This is a genomic window from Streptomyces roseoverticillatus, assembly GCF_000719265.1.
Taxonomy (GTDB): Bacteria; Actinomycetota; Actinomycetes; order Streptomycetales; family Streptomycetaceae; genus Streptomyces; species Streptomyces roseoverticillatus.
The window spans coordinates 1-16,543 of the sequence record NZ_JOFL01000014.1 but is presented as its reverse complement, the minus strand read 5'-3'; the positions used below and the strand labels follow the sequence as shown (position 1 = coordinate 16,543).

19 protein-coding genes are annotated in these 16,543 nt (G+C 70.9%); 11 read left to right on the top strand and 8 right to left on the bottom strand.

What is annotated here, in order from left to right; translation table 11 throughout:
* Positions 1 to 25: 25 nt before the first annotated feature.
* The 5 genes from hutH to IF61_RS0118015 form a co-directional block, all read right to left on the bottom strand.
* Entirely contained in the window at positions 26 to 1,564 is a 1,539-nt protein-coding gene (gene hutH, locus IF61_RS0118035) for a histidine ammonia-lyase (RefSeq protein WP_030367448.1), read from the bottom strand.
* A 166-nt stretch (positions 1,565 to 1,730) separates the two neighbouring features.
* Positions 1,731 to 2,843: a GGDEF domain-containing protein gene (locus IF61_RS0118030; RefSeq protein WP_052392796.1), complete on the bottom strand. Its 1,113-nt coding sequence runs from the start codon at positions 2,841 to 2,843 to the stop codon at positions 1,731 to 1,733.
* A gap of 187 nt (positions 2,844 to 3,030) precedes the next feature.
* A complete protein-coding gene (locus IF61_RS0118025; RefSeq protein WP_030367446.1) occupies positions 3,031 to 3,825 on the bottom strand; it encodes an enoyl-CoA hydratase/isomerase family protein in 795 nt (264 codons plus the stop codon).
* 698 nt (positions 3,826 to 4,523) lie between these two features.
* Positions 4,524 to 5,621, bottom strand: coding sequence for an adenylate/guanylate cyclase domain-containing protein (locus IF61_RS0118020; RefSeq protein ID WP_052392791.1), 1,098 nt, complete (start codon positions 5,619 to 5,621; stop codon positions 4,524 to 4,526).
* Between the two features lie 175 nt (positions 5,622 to 5,796).
* The gene (locus IF61_RS0118015) at positions 5,797 to 6,678 is read right to left on the bottom strand and encodes a biotin--[acetyl-CoA-carboxylase] ligase (RefSeq protein ID WP_030367444.1); all 882 of its coding nucleotides are present in this window, start codon (positions 6,676 to 6,678) and stop codon (positions 5,797 to 5,799) included.
* Positions 6,679 to 6,919: 241 nt separating this feature from the next.
* Between IF61_RS0118015 and IF61_RS0118010 the strand changes: the two genes are divergently transcribed.
* The 6 genes from IF61_RS0118010 to IF61_RS0117985 all read left to right on the top strand — a co-directional run bounded on the left by IF61_RS0118010 (position 6,920) and on the right by IF61_RS0117985 (position 11,800).
* Positions 6,920 to 8,509, top strand: a complete 1,590-nt coding sequence (locus tag IF61_RS0118010; RefSeq protein WP_030367443.1) for an acyl-CoA carboxylase subunit beta — start codon at positions 6,920 to 6,922, stop codon at positions 8,507 to 8,509.
* Positions 8,510 to 8,541: 32 nt separating this feature from the next.
* Positions 8,542 to 8,754, top strand: coding sequence for an acyl-CoA carboxylase epsilon subunit (locus tag IF61_RS0118005; RefSeq protein WP_030367442.1), 213 nt, complete (start codon positions 8,542 to 8,544; stop codon positions 8,752 to 8,754).
* An 8-nt stretch (positions 8,755 to 8,762) separates the two neighbouring features.
* Entirely contained in the window at positions 8,763 to 9,365 is a 603-nt protein-coding gene (locus IF61_RS0118000) for a hypothetical protein (protein WP_030367441.1), read from the top strand.
* 59 nt (positions 9,366 to 9,424) lie between these two features.
* Positions 9,425 to 9,553 carry a morphogenic membrane protein MmpB gene (gene mmpB / locus IF61_RS37475; RefSeq protein WP_281178037.1) on the top strand — a complete coding sequence of 43 codons (129 nt, stop codon included), beginning with the start codon at positions 9,425 to 9,427 and terminating at the stop codon, positions 9,551 to 9,553.
* Positions 9,554 to 9,689: 136 nt separating this feature from the next.
* Positions 9,690 to 11,153: a peptidoglycan D,D-transpeptidase FtsI family protein gene (locus IF61_RS0117990; RefSeq protein WP_030367440.1), complete on the top strand. Its 1,464-nt coding sequence runs from the start codon at positions 9,690 to 9,692 to the stop codon at positions 11,151 to 11,153.
* A 41-nt stretch (positions 11,154 to 11,194) separates the two neighbouring features.
* A complete protein-coding gene (locus IF61_RS0117985; RefSeq protein ID WP_030367439.1) occupies positions 11,195 to 11,800 on the top strand; it encodes a Maf family protein in 606 nt (201 codons plus the stop codon).
* A gap of 12 nt (positions 11,801 to 11,812) precedes the next feature.
* Here the strand turns inward: IF61_RS0117985 and IF61_RS0117980 are convergent, their stop codons facing one another.
* Positions 11,813 to 12,109 (bottom strand): hypothetical protein, encoded by a 297-nt coding sequence (locus tag IF61_RS0117980; protein WP_157848622.1) that lies wholly within the window; start codon positions 12,107 to 12,109, stop codon positions 11,813 to 11,815.
* 16 nt (positions 12,110 to 12,125) lie between these two features.
* Complete coding sequence (locus tag IF61_RS0117975) at positions 12,126 to 12,554, bottom strand: hypothetical protein (protein WP_030367437.1); 429 nt, start codon at positions 12,552 to 12,554, stop codon at positions 12,126 to 12,128.
* Between the two features lie 122 nt (positions 12,555 to 12,676).
* Between IF61_RS0117975 and IF61_RS0117970 the strand changes: the two genes are divergently transcribed.
* The 4 genes from IF61_RS0117970 (at position 12,677) to IF61_RS0117955 (ending at position 15,625) form a co-directional block, all read left to right on the top strand.
* Entirely contained in the window at positions 12,677 to 13,510 is an 834-nt protein-coding gene (locus tag IF61_RS0117970; protein WP_030367436.1) for a helix-turn-helix domain-containing protein, read from the top strand.
* On the top strand, positions 13,507 to 13,773 hold the full coding sequence (locus IF61_RS34295) for a DUF397 domain-containing protein (RefSeq protein ID WP_078660309.1): 267 nt from the start codon (positions 13,507 to 13,509) through the stop codon (positions 13,771 to 13,773). The genes IF61_RS0117970 and IF61_RS34295 overlap by 4 nt, the downstream gene beginning before the upstream one ends.
* Before the next feature lie 437 nt (positions 13,774 to 14,210).
* Entirely contained in the window at positions 14,211 to 14,777 is a 567-nt protein-coding gene (locus tag IF61_RS0117960; RefSeq protein WP_030367434.1) for a DJ-1/PfpI family protein, read from the top strand.
* Positions 14,778 to 14,857: 80 nt separating this feature from the next.
* On the top strand, positions 14,858 to 15,625 hold the full coding sequence (locus IF61_RS0117955) for an IclR family transcriptional regulator (RefSeq protein WP_052392790.1): 768 nt from the start codon (positions 14,858 to 14,860) through the stop codon (positions 15,623 to 15,625).
* Here IF61_RS0117955 and IF61_RS0117950 read toward each other — a convergent pair.
* Positions 15,592 to 16,059: a hypothetical protein gene (locus IF61_RS0117950; protein WP_030367432.1), complete on the bottom strand. Its 468-nt coding sequence runs from the start codon at positions 16,057 to 16,059 to the stop codon at positions 15,592 to 15,594. The two genes, IF61_RS0117955 and IF61_RS0117950, sit on opposite strands and share 34 nt — an antisense overlap.
* A 389-nt stretch (positions 16,060 to 16,448) precedes the next feature.
* On the opposite strand from IF61_RS0117950, the gene IF61_RS34290 reads away from it, so the two are divergent.
* Positions 16,449 to 16,543: biotin carboxylase N-terminal domain-containing protein (locus IF61_RS34290; RefSeq protein ID WP_279617129.1), on the top strand; the 95-nt coding region annotated here is incomplete at its 3' end.

Sequence of the window (16,543 nt, the reverse complement as noted above, 5' to 3'; positions counted from 1 at the left end):
AGCTTTTACCTTTTTTACCTTCGCCTTACGCCAGCGGACCCGTTACGGGTTCAACCGCTTCGACGAGCTTCCCGGCCCGTACGAACTCCTCCGCGCGCGCCAGGTCCGGGGCGAGGAAGCGGTCCCCGCCGGGGCCCTCCACGCCCGCCGCGCGCACGGCCTTGAGCACGGCCTGCGTGGCGGGCGAGGGGGTGAGGCCCTCGCGCAGCTCGACGGCGCGGGTCGCGGCGACGAGCTCGACGGCGATGACGCGCGCGAGGGCGGCCACGGCCGTACGGAGCTTGCGGGCGGCCGACCAGCCCATGGAGACGTGGTCCTCCTGCATCGCGGAGGACGGGATGGAGTCCACCGAAGCGGGGACTGCCAGCCGCTTCATCTCGCTGACCAGGGCGGCCTGGGTGTACTGGGCGATCATCAGGCCGGAGTCGACGCCCGCGTCGCCGGCCAGGAACGGCGGCAGGCCGTGCGAGCGGTTCTTGTCGAGCAGCCGGTCGGTGCGGCGCTCGGCGATGGAGGCGAGGTCGGCGGCGGCGATGGCGAGGAAGTCGAGGACGTAGGCGACGGGGGCGCCGTGGAAGTTGCCGTTGGACTCGACGCGGCCGTCGGGCAGCACCACGGGGTTGTCGACGGCGGAGGCGAGCTCGCGGTCGGCGACCAGGCGGGCGTGCGCGAGGGTGTCGCGGCCGGCGCCGGCGACCTGCGGGGCGCAGCGGATGGAGTAGGCGTCCTGGACGCGCGGCGCGTCGTCCTGGTGGTGCCCGGTGAGCCCGGAGCCGGCGAGGACGCGCAGCATGTTGCCGGCGCTGGCGCCCTGGCCCGGGTGGGGCCGGATGGCGTGCAGTTCGGGCGCGAGGACCTTCTCGGTGCCGAGCAGGGCCTCCAGCGACAGGGCGGCGGTGACGTCGGCCGAGGTGTAGAGGCGGGCGAGGTCGGCGCAGGCCATGACGAGCATGCCGAGCATGCCGTCGGTGCCGTTGAGGAGGGCCAGGCCCTCCTTCTCGCGCAGCTCGACGGGCTCGATGCCGTGCTCGGCGAGGAGCCGGCCGGCCGGGTGGACGGCGCCGTCGGGGCCCTCGGCGTCGCCCTCGCCCATGAGCGTGAGCGCGCAGTGGGAGAGCGGCGCGAGGTCGCCGGAGCAGCCCAGGGAGCCGTACTCGTGCACGACGGGGGTGATGCCGGCGTTGAGGATGGCCGCCATGGTCTCGACCACGAGCGGGCGCACGCCGGTGCGGCCCGAGGCGAGGGTCTTCAGGCGCAGGAACATCAGTGCGCGGACGACCTCGCGCTCGACGCGCGGGCCCATGCCGGCGGCGTGCGAGCGCACGATGTTGCGCTGCAGCTGGGCGCGCAGCTCGGGGCTGATGTGGCGGACGGCGAGGGCTCCGAAGCCGGTGGAGACGCCGTAGACGGGGTCGGGCTTGGCGGCGAGGTCGTCGATGACGCGGCGCGACGCGGCAACCGCGGCCAGCGCTTCGTCCGATACGACGACGCGCGCGGCGCCCCGTGCCACGGCGATCACGTCTTCCGCGGTCGTCCCGGCCGTCCCCACCACCACAGTGTGCATATCCATATTCAGGCACCCTAGAGACTGAATCGCTGCCTGTACATAGCCGACGGGTTGCCTGTCAGGTACAACGCGTAGGGACCCGTTCCGCATGCCGGACCGGGAAGAATGCCCGGGGCCTTTGCCACGGCTGCCCGAGCCCTCGTCACGGCAGCACGGGCCTTCGTCACGGCCGCCGCCCCCGGAACCGCCGCCGCTCGGCCACCGGCGCGGCGGGCGGATGATCGGCGAGCCGGACCACGGGGTCGGCCGGTCCCCCGGCGCGCCCGGCGACGACCGGCTCGGTGGCCCGCGCCGCCTTCGCCCGGTACTGCGCCGCGTCGGCGAGCCGGAACAGCCGCCGGGCCGTGGCCACCGGGCCGATCGGGTCGCCGGTGGAGGCGATGCCGCAGGAGACCCCCTCGCCCAGCTCCAACGCCGCGGCCCGGCGGCACAGTTCGCCGGCCACGGCGACGACCTCGTCCGTGCCCGGCCCCACCGTCAGCAGGCAGAACTCGTCACCGCCCAGCCGCGCCGCCAGCGCGCCCGGCAGCATCGCGCCGCACAGCGACAGCACGGAGCCGAAGCGCTCCAGGAGGCGGTCGCCGACCGCGTGCCCGAGGGAGTCGTTGACGCGCTTGAGGCCGTTGAGGTCGCACACCACGAGGCTCACGACGACCCCGTCCGCGAGGTGCCGTTCCACGGCCTCGTCGAGCCGCGCGTCGACCGCGCGCCGGTTGGCGAGCCCGGTCAGCGGATCGGTGAAGGCCAGCCGCCGGACCTCCTCCAGCTGCTCGGTCTGCGCGATCCCCGCCGCCGCCACGGCCGCCAGGACGGTCGCGAAGTCGGCGTCCGCACGGTCGAAGGCGGGCGCTCCGGGCGGCCGGGCCACGTACAGCTCCCCCCAGGCCCGCCCGTGCAGGACGACCGGCGCGACGACACAAGCGCCCCGGCCGCGGCGGCGCAGCGCGGCCACCCGCTCGTGCCGGTACGCGCCCTGCCCGCCGCCCGTCTCCGCGGCCCCGTCCATGCTCTCGACCCACGCGCGCGGCTCGGTGCCGCCGCCCGCCCACTCCTCGTGGAGGAACTCCGCGATCTCGGGGAAGTCGTGCACCGGATAGGACTCGTCCTCCGGGTAGCGCTCCTCTCCCGCGGTCAGCTCCCCCGCGTTGACCAGGACGCGCAGCCGCCCGCGGTCGCGCTCCCACACGGACACGGCGGCGAAGCTGCCGCCCAGCGCGGTCATCACCCGCTCCGCCGCGGCGGCCACCGTGTCCAAGGGGGTACGCGCCGCCGCCATCGACTGGGCCAGCTCCACCACGGCGCGCAGCCGATCGTCGCACTCCCCGCCTGCTGCCACCCGAGCCTCACATTCCGTTGCTGAGCGCAGATTCTGCACTCCAGCCTAAGAATGTCGGGCCCATTCCGCCCCATGACGGCCGTAGCGCCCTCCCGTCACTTCTTCCTCAGGGGCGACAGCAGTACGGCTACAGGCCCGGCCAGTCGGGCTTGCGCTTCTCGTTGAAGGCGGCGACGCCCTCGGCCCGGTCGCCGGAGAAGGCCACGGACCGCCAGGCCGCGTCCTCGACCTCCAGACCGGCGCGCAGATCGAGACCGTGCCCGAGCCGCAGCGCGCGCTTGGCGGCACGAAGGCCCACGGGCGAGTTGGCGGCGATCCGCGCAGCGAGGGCGAGCGCCTCGGCCCGGTCCTGGCCTTCGCCGACCAACTGATCGACGAGACCCAATTCCCTGGCCTCCACGGCCTCCACCCGCCGGGCACTGAAAATCAGCTCGGCAGCACGGGCCGCACCCACCCGCCGGGGCAGAAGCTGAGTACCGCCCCCACCCGGAATGACACCGACGGACACCTCAGGCAGCCCCACCACAGCAGTCGCATCGGCAACGATGACATCGCACGAGAGGGCAAGCTCGAACCCACCCCCGAGCGCGAACCCGTGCACGGCGGCGACAGTCGGCATGGGGAGCTCCAGAACACCGGTGTACGCGGCACGAGCATGAGGCCGCTGCCGGCTGAGATCAGCATCAGTGAAGGAGTTCCGCTCCTTCAGATCAGCACCCACACAAAAGGCGCGCTCATGCGTGGACGTAAGAACGACGACCCGCACGGAATCATCCGCGGCAAGAGCGGAGGTCGCCTCAGCAAGCCGCCCGGCCAGCTCACTGGAGACGGCGTTCATGGCCTTGGGCCGATCCAGCACGAGCTCGGCCACGTGCCCGTGCCGCCGAACCGCAATCCACTCTCCGAAACGCTGCTCGCTCATGGCCTTCACCCTCCGGGTACGGGTTAACGCTCGTAAACCTGCGGTACCCAGATCATGCCCTGCACCCACCCGGCGAGGCCATACCCGAATGCGAGCCGGGGCGCGGGCTCAGCGCAACTTCGAACGAGCCCCGCCCGGACGACCACTCCGCGCCCGCCGCCGCGCCCGCTCCGGCAGCGGGGACAGCTCCCGCTCCATCCACCGCTCGGCCCGCGCCCAAGCCTGCTTGACCATCAAGGCCTGCAACGGGCCGGGAATACCCTCGGCGTGCCGTCGGCACGCCGACTCCCCACAATGCAACGGCGAAGCCTCGGTACCCAGCTCCGGGTACCTCATCGCCTTGGGCGGCAGGTAGGTGCACCCACACCCCACACAGACGAAGACCGGACGCATCTGACCCTCGGGTGTGCTCATCCTGAGACCTTTTCGGACATGTCACATGCCCCCTCTCGGTGGCACAAACCGAGGCTAGCCCAACGCAACCCCCTCCGGACTGAGAACTGCAGGAGGGGGCGGGGGCGCAGGGGTGGGGGTCCGGGGCGCTGACGTGTATTTGTGGGCCCAATACCGGGGCACCCTCGACGCCTACGGCAACGGGCCCGTAAATATACGGCCCCGGACCCCCACCCCGGAGCCCCCACCACCGGCACCCAAGCGCGCCCGCACCGGCACCGAAACGAACCCGCACCGACGCCCCGTCAGCCGCCCCTCCGGCGCAGGAGCCACGGCTCCACCATGCCCAGCCCCCGCACAGGCCGCTGCCACATCGGCTGGAGCGCGAACCGGTACCCGTTTCCGGCCCCCTCCTCCACCTCCGCCTCCGACTTCGGCGCCTCCCCGCTCCGCGTCAGTTCCTCCGCCAGCGCCTGGTCGACCAACACGGCGTCCTTCGGCGCTATCGACGTGAGCCTCGACGCGAGGTTCACCGTCGTGCCGAAGACGTCGCCCATCCGCGTCGTGACCGTCCCGAACGCGATCCCGACCCGCAGCTCGGGCATGGTCTCGTCGTGCGTCATGGTCTCAATGAGCCGCAGCCCGATCTCGGCAGCCGTCCCCGCATCATCAGCGGAGTACAGCACCTCATCACCCAGCGTCTTGATCAGCCGCCCCCCATGCGCAGCCACCAGATCCGCCGCGGTGGTCTCGAAGGCCTCGACGAGCTCCCCGAGCTCCTCCTCCTCCAGCCGCCGCGTCAATCGCGTAAAGCCGACCAGATCAGCGAACCCGACGGCCAGCCGCCGGTCCACCATCTCCGCGTCGTCCTGGGCCTGGACCACCCGTCCCGTAGCGGCCGCCAGCTGTCGCCGCCACACGTAGATCAGGAACTCTTCCAGCTCGGGCAGCAGCAGCTCGACCAGCGGGTACGTGATCTCCGTCCGCGTCATGCCGGGTTCCTGGGGCTCCGTCAGGCCCTCCAGGAAGGAGTCGATCTGCCAGTCGGCGAGCCGGGCCGTGGTCTGCCCGGTGGACCGGGCGACCTGCACGGCCATCGGCTCGCTGAGCAGCCCGGCCTCCACGAGGCCCGCGAGCCGCCGCAGGGCGAGCACGTCCGCCTCGGTCAGGGCCCGGGCCTGCCCGATGTCGGCGAAGCCCATGGCCCGCCAGAACCGGGAGGCGAGGTCCATGGAGACGCCGGCCGCGCGGGCGGCCTGGAAGGGGGTGTAGCGACGCTCCGCGCCGAGGATCAGCGCTTCGAGCTGCAGCGCAATGGGGTCGCCGCCCTCGTCTCCGCCCTCGTCGCCGTCGTACTCCTCGACGCCACCAGTGGCGGCACCTTCGACCCCGTCGGCGGTCACCGCCCGCCCCCTGTCCGATCCGTGCGCACTGCCCTGCCGATCACTGCTCGCTTAGGTTCCGGGCACAACGATACGACAGGTGTGCCGTAGCTCACTCTTCCGACGGGGCGGAGGGCCCACCGGACCCTCGACCGAACCGTCCACCGGCCTCCCCGCCGAACCACCCACCGGCCCCTCAGCCGGCTCCCCCGGCAGGCCGCACATGAACAATGTCCCCGGCCCCCACAGGCCGCTGCACCCCGTCCCCCGTGGCCAGCACCAGCCGCCCGTCCCCGTCGACGGCCACGGCCTCCCCGACGAGCTCACCGCCGCCCGGCAGTTCGGCGCGTACGTTCCGCCCGAGCGTCGCGCACCCCGCCGTGTACGCCTCCTGCAGCCGGCTCTGCGCCGGATCGCCCGCGGCGTCCCGCCAGAGGCCGTACCACTCCTCCAGCGAACGGAGTACGGCGCGCAGCAGCGGATCGCGGTCGAGGACCTGCGCCCCGGCCAGGGCGAGCGACCCCGCCGTGGGGACGGGCAGCTCGTCCGCCCGCAAGGACACGTTGAGCCCGATCCCGACCACGACCGCGTCGCCGGTCCGCTCGGCGAGGATCCCCCCGGCCTTCCGCTCCTCTCCCTCCACCGTCACCAAGAGGTCGTTCGGCCACTTGAGCGCGGTGTCGACCCCGGCGGCCCGGGACAGCGCGGAGGCGGTCGCGACCCCGGCGAGGAGCGGCAGCCACCCCCACCGCTCCACGGGCACGCCCGCGCCGGGCCGCAGCAGCACGGAGAAGAAGAGCCCGGAGCGCGCGGGCGCGGACCACGTGCGGTCGAGCCGCCCCCGCCCCGAGGACTGCTCCTCGGCCACGAGCACGGCCCCCTCGGCCTTGCCGGCGGAGGCGGAGGCGGAGGCGGACGCGGCCTCGACGAGGTCGGTGTTGGTGGACCCGGTCCGGGTGACGACGTCCAGCGAGGTCCACAGCGAGCCGGGCCGGAGGAGCCCGCGCCGCAGCGCGGTGACGTTGAGCGGCGGCCGGTCGAGATCGGACCAGCGGCTTCCATCAGAAGGAGGGGTCATGGGGCCCACCATAGGAGAGGGGAAGCGGAAGCAATCCGGTGTGGCCAACGACGCACTGCCACGGCGCAGCCGCGCGGATACGCTACGGACCGGTAGCAAGGATCAGCAGCGACAACACCGGTGACCGGCCGGCGCACCGCGAGCACCGGTGACCAGCCGGCACCGCGTCAGCCCGCCGCAACGCCAGACCTTCAGTTCAGTCCCGTCAGCCCACCTCTGGACGAGCAGGAGCCGCATCCCGATGTCCGAGCCGGAACACGACATCCACACCACCGCGGGCAAGCTCGCGGATCTGCAACGCCGGATCGACGAGGCCACGCACGCCGGCTCCGCCCGTGCCGTGGAGAAGCAGCACGCCAAGGGCAAGCTGACCGCTCGTGAGCGGATCGAACTCCTCCTGGACGAGGGTTCCTTCGTCGAGCTCGACGAATTCGCCCGCCACCGCTCGACGAACTTCGGTATCGAGAAGAACCGTCCGTACGGCGACGGCGTCGTGACCGGCTACGGCACGGTCGACGGCCGCACCGTCTGCGTCTATTCGCAGGACTTCACGGTCTTCGGCGGTTCGCTCGGCGAGGTCTACGGCGAGAAGATCGGCAAGGCCATGGACTTCGCGCTGAAGACCGGCTGCCCGATCATCGGCATCAACGACGGCGGCGGCGCCCGCATCCAGGAGGGCGTGGTCGCCCTCGGTCTGTTCGGCGAGATCTTCCGCCGGAACGTGCACGCCTCGGGCGTGGTCCCGCAGATCTCCCTGATCGTCGGCCCGTGCGCGGGCGGCGCGGTCTACTCCCCCGCGATCACCGACTTCACGGTCATGGTGGACCAGACGTCGCACATGTTCATCACGGGCCCGGACGTGATCAAGACGGTCACGGGCGAGGACGTCGGCTTCGAGGAGCTGGGCGGCGCCCGTACGCACAACACCACCTCGGGCGTGGCGCACCACATGTCCGGGGACGAGAAGGACGCCATCGAGTACGTGAAGGCGCTCCTCTCCTACCTGCCCTCGAACAACCTCTCCGAGCCGCCGGCCTACCCCGAGGAGGCCGACCTGGAGATTTCGCCGGCCGACGGCGAGCTGGACGCGCTGATCCCGGACTCGGCCAACCAGCCGTACGACATGCACACCGCGATCGAGCACGTGCTGGACGACGGCGAGTTCCTGGAGACCCAGGCCCTGTTCGCGCCGAACATCATCACCGGTTTCGGGCGTGTCGAGGGCCGGCCGGTCGGCATCGTGGCCAACCAGCCGCTCCAGTTCGCCGGGTGTCTCGACATCAACGCGAGCGAGAAGGCCTCCCGCTTCGTGCGCACGTGCGACGCGTTCAACGTGCCGGTGCTCACCTTCGTCGACGTGCCGGGCTTCCTCCCGGGCACCGACCAGGAGTACAACGGCATCATCCGCCGCGGCGCCAAGCTGATCTACGCGTACGCGGAGGCGACCGTCCCGCTGATCACGGTGATCACGCGGAAGGCGTTCGGCGGCGCGTACGACGTGATGGGCTCCAAGCACCTCGGCGCCGATCTCAACCTCGCGTGGCCGACCGCCCAGATCGCCGTCATGGGCGCCCAGGGCGCGGTCAACATCCTGCACCGCCGCACGATCGCCGCGGCGGAGACGGACGAGGAGCGGGAGGAGCTGCGCGCGCAGCTGATCGCGGACTACGAGGACGCGCTGCTCAACCCGTACGCGGCGGCGGAGCGCGGCTACGTGGACGCGGTGATCATGCCGCACGAGACGCGCCGCCACATCGTGCGGGGCCTGCGGGCGCTGCGCGACAAGCGCGAGGCGCTGCCGCCGAAGAAGCACGGCAACATCCCCCTCTAGGTATCCCTCTAGGTCCCTCCGGGAGGCGTCCGGTGATCAAGGTAGTACGGGGCAACCCGACCCCCGAGGAGCTCGCCGCCGCCCTGGCGGTGGTCCGGGCCCGCGCGGCGGCGGGCGATGCCGCCGCCGCGCCGGCGGCGGGTGAGGACCGCCCGGAGTGGTCGGCGCCGGCGCGGCGCCTGGCCGCGGCCCGGATGGCGAGGCCGGGCCCCAGGGCGTGGCGCACGACGTACTGGCCGTCATAGTCGTACATGTGAATCTTCGTTCGACTTCGTCCCTGTCCGCCGCCCTCGCCCTGGCCCTCGGGCTGGGGCTGGGGCTGGGGTCGGCCGCGGCCCCACCGGCCGCGGCCGGCGAACGCCCGCGCGAGTGCGAGCGGAAGCCGCTCGACTACTACCCCCCGTCCGCCACGCTGTCGCTCGACAGGGCCGAGGTCGGGCAGGGGGAGGAGGTCGAGGTCGACTGGCTGGACGAGTGGATGGACACCGGCGAGAAGACGGTGACCGTCATGTCGGCGGCCTTCGAGCGGCCGGCCGTCCTCACCTTCGCGGGCCGCCAGTACACGGGGAAGGCGAAGATCAGGGCGGGGGCCGGGCCGGGGCCGCAGTACGCCACGCTCACCAGCCACGGCGGCTGCGGTCAGCTGACGAAGACGTTCACCATCACCGCCCGGGGCAGCGCCGGCGCCGCGACCCCGGAAGCGGACGAGGAGCCCTGGACGTTCACCATCACGCAGGCGGACCCCGAAGAGGACGAGAGCTCCTGGCGGGGCCCGGCCCTGGCCGCGGGCGGCGCGGCGGCCGTGCTGGTGATCGCAGGAACCATCGCTCTGCGGCGCCGCCGCGGAAAGTCCTGACGCCAAGCTGAGTACGGGTACTCAGGCGGTAACAGCCCGCTCACGCCACGATGGATCCGATGCTGTGGTCGGATCCATCGAACGAGCCCCCCGAGGAGCTGCGCGAGGCGCAGGCGATGCTCCGCCGGGCCGGTCTCGTACTCGCGATCGGCATGATCGCGGCGTTCATCATCCTCGGCCTGCACTGACCTCCCCGCACTCAGGCACCCCACCGGGCACCCCACCAGGCACAGGAAACCCACAGTTACAGGGGACCTGCAACCAAATCCTCCCCACCCGCATCATCGCTAGTGAAATGCCGCGAACCGGGGAGTGCGTCACACCATGAACAAGCCCGTGCGCCACATATCCGTCTTTGTCGGAGTGCTGGTCCTGGCGCTGCTGGTCCAGGCGACCTGGGTCCAGTTCGTCCGCAGCGACGAGCTGTCCAACCACAAGGACAACAAGCGGGTGAAGATCGCCTCCTTCGCCCAGCCGCGCGGCAACATCATCGTCGGCGGCCAGCCCATCACGGGCTCCTCGGAGACCACGGGTGACTACAAGTACAAGCGCACGTTCAAGGACGGCGAGATGTACGCCCCCGTCACCGGCTACTCCTCGCAGCTCTACGGCAACAGCCAGCTCGAATTCGTCAACAACAAGCTGCTCAGCGGCACCGACGACAAGCTGTTCCTGCAGCGCACCACCGACATGCTCACCGGCAAGAAGCCCCACGGCGGCGACGTGGTGACGACCATCGACCCCAAGGCGCAGGAAGCCGCGTTCAAGGGCCTCGGCAAGTACAAGGGGGCCGTCGTCGCCCTCGACCCGCGCACGGGCAAGATCCTCGCCCTCGCCTCCACCCCCTCCTACGACCCCTCGGTCTTCTCGGGCAACACGCTCAAGGACCAGGAGGAGTACAAGAAGCTGGAGGCCGACAAGGACAAGCCGCTGGTCAACCGGGCGATCAAGGAGCGCTACCCCCCGGGCTCCACCTTCAAGATCCTCACCGCCGCGGCGGCCCTCGAACACGGCATCGTCACCGACATCAACGCCAAGGGCAGCGCCCCCGTCCCGTACCCGCTGCCGCTGAGCACCACCAAGGTCCGCAACGACGTCCAGACCGACGAGTGCGTCAACGGCTCCCTGATGGCCGGCCTCCAGTGGTCCTGCAACAACGTCTTCCTCGACCTGGCCGACAAGCTGGGCAAGGACAAGATGCGGGAGACCGCGGAGAAGTTCGGGTTCAACAACAAGGACCTCTTCATCCCCAACGGCACCGTCGAGAGCATCTACCCCAAGAACCTCGACCGCCCGCAGACCGCCCTCACCGGCATGGGCCAGGGCAGCCTCGACAGCACCCCGCTGCAGATCGCGATGATGACCGCCGCCCTCGCCAACGACGGCAAGCTCATGAAGCCGTACCTCGTCGAGGAGCTCCGCGACCCGAACCTGAACACGCTGGAGAAGCACAAGCCCGAGCAGATGTCCCAGGCCGTCTCCGCCGACACGGCGAAGAAGGTCCAGCAGATGATGGAGAACACCGCCAAGAACGGCACCGGCAAGGCGGCCCTCATCGACGGCGTCACCGTCGGCGCCAAGACCGGCACGGCGCAGCACGGCGTCAACAACGAGAAGCTCCCGTACGCCTGGTTCGTCTCCTACGCCAAGCAGGCCGACGGCTCCCCCGTCGCCGTCGCCGTCTTCATCGACCCCGACGGCTCCGGCATCGACCGCGACGAGATCCACGGCGGCGCGCTCGCCGGCCCGATCGCGAAGAAGGTCATGGAGGCCATCGTCAAGAAGTAAGGGCCCGGGGATCACCCGCGGGGTTGTCTACGATGGCGGGCATGACCGCTCAGCGCCGCCGTCTCGTCCTCGGCTCCCAGTCCCCCGCCCGCCTCGGCCTGCTCAAGGCCGCCGGGCTCGACCCCGAGGTTTGCGTAAGTGGTGTCGACGAGGACGCGCTGACGGCCGCCACGCCCGGCGAGCTCGCCCGCGTCCTCGCCGAGGCCAAGGCCGACGCGGTCGCCGCCCGGCCGGAAGCGGCCGGGGCGCTGGTCATCGGCTGCGACTCCGTCCTGGAGCTGGACGGTCAGGCCCTGGGCAAGCCCGCGGACGCCGAGGACGCCACCGCCCGCTGGAAGTCGATGCGCGGCCGGTCCGGGATCCTCCGGACCGGCCACTGCATCATCGACACGGCCACGGGCCGCCGGGTGTCGGCGACCGCTTCCACGACCGTGCGGTTCGGCGACCCCTCCGACGCCGAGATCGCCGCGTACGTCGCGACGGGTGAGCCGCTGTACGTCGCGGGCGCCTTCACCCTCGACGGCCGCTCCGCCCCCTTCATCGAGGGCATCGAGGGCGACCACGGGAACGTCGTCGGCCTGTCCCTGCCCATGCTGCGCAAGCTCCTCGCCGAGCTCGGGGTCCGGATCACGGACCTGTGGGCCTAGCGAGCCCGCTCGCTACATCGGCAGCAGACCGGTCACCGGCGCGAGGATCCCGAGCACCGGGTCGAGCGCCTGGGACGCCTGCCCCAGCTGGTTGAGCTGGTTCAGCTTGTTGAGCTGGTTCGTGCCGTCCGGGTAGATGCTCGTCGGCGGCTTCGCGTCCATGCCGTCCGACGGGGCGACGGGCGGGGCGACGACGCTCCCGGAGTGGGAGACGGGCGGCTGAGGCATCGGGGCCGCCGAGGCGGCAGTGGCGGTCAGGGCGAGAGCGGCGCCGCTGAGGACGGCGACAGAAACGATGCGCTTCATCATGACCGCCACAACGAGGTCACCGCGCCTCGGTCACCATTCCTTCCGCCACTCGGGGGGCGCTCCCCAGAAATGCACGGGCCGTGCTGAGCAGGAGAAGTGTGTGCACGAGCCTGCCGTCCGCGGTGGGCTTACACCACCACGAGAGCGGCCATGTGGCGCCGTACAGCGCGGGAATGAGTACGTAGTCGAGCCGAGTGACGCCCTTCGGCCATGAGCGGCCGGACGTACTTCCGGGGTTGAGGAGGAAGTACATGGCCTCGCCGTTGTTCGCTTCCGCGATGATCGGACCGGGCCGGCCGCGGGTGAGCATGGCCATGGCATTGGCCAGACGGCGGCCGTCGCCGCCGGGGACGCGGACGGCGTCGAAGTGGACGCCGGTTTTACGGAGTTGGTGACCGGAAGCGGGCAGCCACTCGATTTCGGCCATGTGGGCTTGCTGATTCATGTGACGAGCATCACCGCAGGCGGCTAGGTTTTCCATCACGGAGCGTGGACGCACGTTAACGGTGCGCCGCAGTCGAACGCGTCTTGAGCGCAGTTGAGTGCAGTGGAAGGCGGGGGTCGGGAATGGCGAGCCAGGAGAACAAGGACCGGGCGTCGACGGCGGCGCAACTCACGTCCGATATCACACGGTTGCTGCGCAAGCTCGCGGGCATGACACAGGAGGAGCTGGGGGCGCAGATCGGCTACACGGGGTCGGCCATCAGCGCGTTGGAGACAGGCGCGCAGCCTGCGACCGAGCAGATGCTGGACGGCCTGGAGAATGCCATCGGCAGCGGGATGGGCATCTTCAAGGCGGCGAAGAAGTACGTACGGCTGGACAAGTACCCGACGCACTTCAAGGACTTCGCGCGGCTGGAACAGCAGGCGCTGACGCTCTGCACGTATCAGAACTTCGTGATCGACGGACTGTTTCAGACGGAGGACTACGCACGGGCACTCATCAGCGGCGGATATCCACCGCTACCGGAGTCCACAGTGGAGGAATTGGTCGCAGCCCGAATGGCGCGCAAGGCAGTCTTCGACCGCGAGCCTACGGCGTTGATCGAGTTGATCCTCGAAGAGTCGACGCTAAGCCGCCCGTTCGGAAGCTGGGACATCATGCGCGGGCAGCTGAGCCACCTCATCGACTGCTCGGAGCGGCCGAACGTCTGCATTCAAGTACTACCCATGGACCGTGGACTGCGAGGGCGGCACGCCGGCGCCAGGGGGACGATGCAACTCGTACAGTCCCCAGACCACCGCATGATGGTCTACTTGGAAGTACAGGGCACCAGCAATCTGCTCAGCGAACCGGCCGAGGTGACCCGTCACTTCCACCTCTATGCGAAGATCCGCGCGCAGGCTCTCGGCCCAGATGAATCGCTGGGCTTCGTCAAGCGGTTGGCGGGAGAACTATGAGCACGGCCTTGCAATGGCACAAGTCCAGCTACAGCGACGACAGCGGCGGCCACTGCGTCGAAGTCGCGGCCGATTGGCGCAAGTCGAGCCACAGCGACCCCAGCGGCGGCAACTGCCTGGAGGTCGCCAGACGCCCAAACCGGGCCCCGGTCCACATACAAGGGGTCCACATACGCGACTCCAAGAACCCCACCGGCCCCACCCTCACCGTGGGCCTCCCCGCCTGGTCGACCTTCCTCAGCTACGCGGCATGCTCGCGATGACGTTGCCGGGGTCGTCCAGCCAGACCCGCTCCCCCGCACCGTCGACGACAAGCCCCGCACGGTCGCGGCCGGGGGCGCCGTCGTGCTCGTGGTGGAGGAAGTCCCGCAGGCGCCCCCGCCGCCGGGGCGGCTGCGGGTGTGCATGAACGCCGGGTTTCCGGTGAAGCGGCCTTCGGCACGCCCGTCGGAGACGTCGAGGACGGCGAAGCTGTAGTGGAACAGGCCGCCGCCCCACGGGGCGACGATCCGCCCGCGCGGCGGGTACCTCAACCGTCGTCAACAGTTGAGGAACACCGGCCCGTCGCAGGGCCCGTGGAGCCCCACGCACCCCACCCTCACCATCACCCACCTCGCCCGGTCACGTTTCCTGGGACATGTCAAGGTGCATATTCCGGTAGAGCCAACGACTCCATCCCCCGAGGAGCGAGGAGCCAGCCATGCCGAGGATCCTGATCACCACCGGAGACGCCGCCGAGGACCTGGAGGTCCTGTACCCCTACCAGCGCCTGCTGGAGGAGGGCTACGAGGTGGACATCGCCGCCCCCACCGTGAAGCAGCTCCAGTTCGTCGTGCACGACTTCGTCGCGAGCTTCGACACGTACACGGAGAAGCTCGGCCACAGCTGGCCCGCGGACGTCGCGCTGGCGAACGTGAACCCCTCCGACTACGCCGCGGTCGTCATCCCCGGCGGCCGCGCGCCGGAGTTCCTGCGGCTGGATCCGGACTTCCAGCGGATCATCAAGTGGTTCTTCGCGCACAACAGGCCCATCGCTCACATCTGCCACGCCGTGACCGCCCTGACGCCGCTGGGCGTCCTCAAGGGCCGCCGCACCGCTGCTTGGCCCGCCTGCAGGCCGGACGTCCAGCTCGCGGGCGGCACGTTCGTGGACGCGGAGGCCGTCGTCGACGGGAACATGGTGTCGGCCCGCGCCTGGAACGACCAGCCCGCGTGGATGCGCGCCTTCGTGGAGCTGCTGCGGGAGCAGGCGCCGGTCAAGAGCTAGCGCCCGCCGCCCACGGGGTTCCCTGTGCGAGGCTGGTAGGTCCGTCAGCCGGATCCGCCCGAAGGGAACCCCGTACACCCATGTCCCAGTCCGTGGACCGCGCCCTGGACGTCCTGGACGCCGTAGCCGCGGCAAGCGGCCCCGTGCCCGCCAAGGCGCTGGCCCGGCAGCTCGGCTACAGCCTCTCCACGGTGTACGAGATCCTCGGCACGCTGACGGACCGCGGCCACCTGGTCCGCACCCCCGGCGGGTACGCGCTCGGCTATCGCGTACCCGCACTCCACCAGGCGTTCCAGCGGCAGATGCAGCTGGACGACGCCGTGCACGCCCTCCTCCTGCGCGCCCGGCGCGAGGCGGGCGCGGACACGTACTTCAGCACGTACCGCGACGGGGCCATCGCCGTCCTCGCGGGGAACTCCGCGGTGCCCTCCACCGGCGGTTTCACGGTGGGCCGGGACCTCGACGGGCATGCCACCGCCCACGGCAAGGTGCTGCTGTCCGCGCTGCCGCGGGCCGCGCGGATGCGCTACCTGACCGGTACGGGGATGCGGGCGATCACACCGCGGACGATCACGTCACCGGCCCGCCTCGACGCGGAGCTGCTGCGCGTGCGGCGGGAGGGGGTCGCCGTGGAGGTGGAGGAGTGCGCGCCGGGAGTGGCGTGCGTGGCGGTGCCCGTACCGGCCGCGGCGCCAGGCCGCTCCCTGAGGGCCGTATCGGCGGCCCTGCCCCTGGAGGACTTCCACCGCCGGCGCCTTCAGCTGACGGACACCTTGCGCCACGTGGCGGCGGAGGCGGCGAAGTTGGCCGCGCATCAGCGCGGCGGAACGGCGGCTTCCGCGCTCTGAGCCCGCCCCTCCGGGTCGTACGCCAGCAGCGTGCAGATCAGCAGCGCGAGGACGGTCATGACGGCCGCGAACGCGCCCCAGCCGACGAGGGCGACGCAGAACGCGCCCAGCAGGCCGTGCACGACGCCGCAGGTGATCAGCAGGATCCTCCCGGCCGTACGGGGCGGGCGGTCGCGCAGGGCCGCGCGCAGGGCGACGAAGGCGCAGAGGAGCAGGTAGACGGCGAAGAGCCCGCCGGCGATCCACGCGGCGAGGGACATCAGCCCCGGATCGCTGCCCGCGAGGGACATCCGCTGGCGGCGGACGACGACGCCGAGGATCCAGTTGATGAGGGCGATGCCGAGCCCCTCGACGGTGAGGGCGAGGGCTGCGAGGGCGGCGACGGACCGGCGGAAGCGGACGGTCCGTCGCCGGCCGGTCGTCCAGGCAGTCATGCGCCATCCCTCCCACCACCCCGTGCGGGTGATTGCTGCGCGTTACCGCGGGTACGACGTCATGGAGGACGCTACTCACGGGTAGATCCCGGGGCAAGGGGCGCGACGACCCCGTGGCGCGGATCTCGGATCCGCAAACTTTGGCCCACCCGTTCGTAGGGACTGAACAAAGAAAGCGGTTTCCCGCTCCTCGCCGCGGTTCGAGAGCTGCGCCACAGCCAAAGGTCGGCGGAGACCCGTATACCCGGCGTACCGTGGGAGAACTGGGGACTTTGGCGCGCACACGGCCTCCGGTTCACGCTCCGTGTGGGCAAGCTCACCTAGGGAGTCGGCTCGGCACAGAGTGTCGCCAGTACCTAAACTCACCTTGTTTCAAGGAGGGAGCCATCGTGCGCAAGGTGCTCATCGCCAACCGTGGCGAAATCGCTGTCCGCGTTGCTCGCGCGTGCCGGGATGCCGGGATTGCCAGTGTGGCGGTCTACGC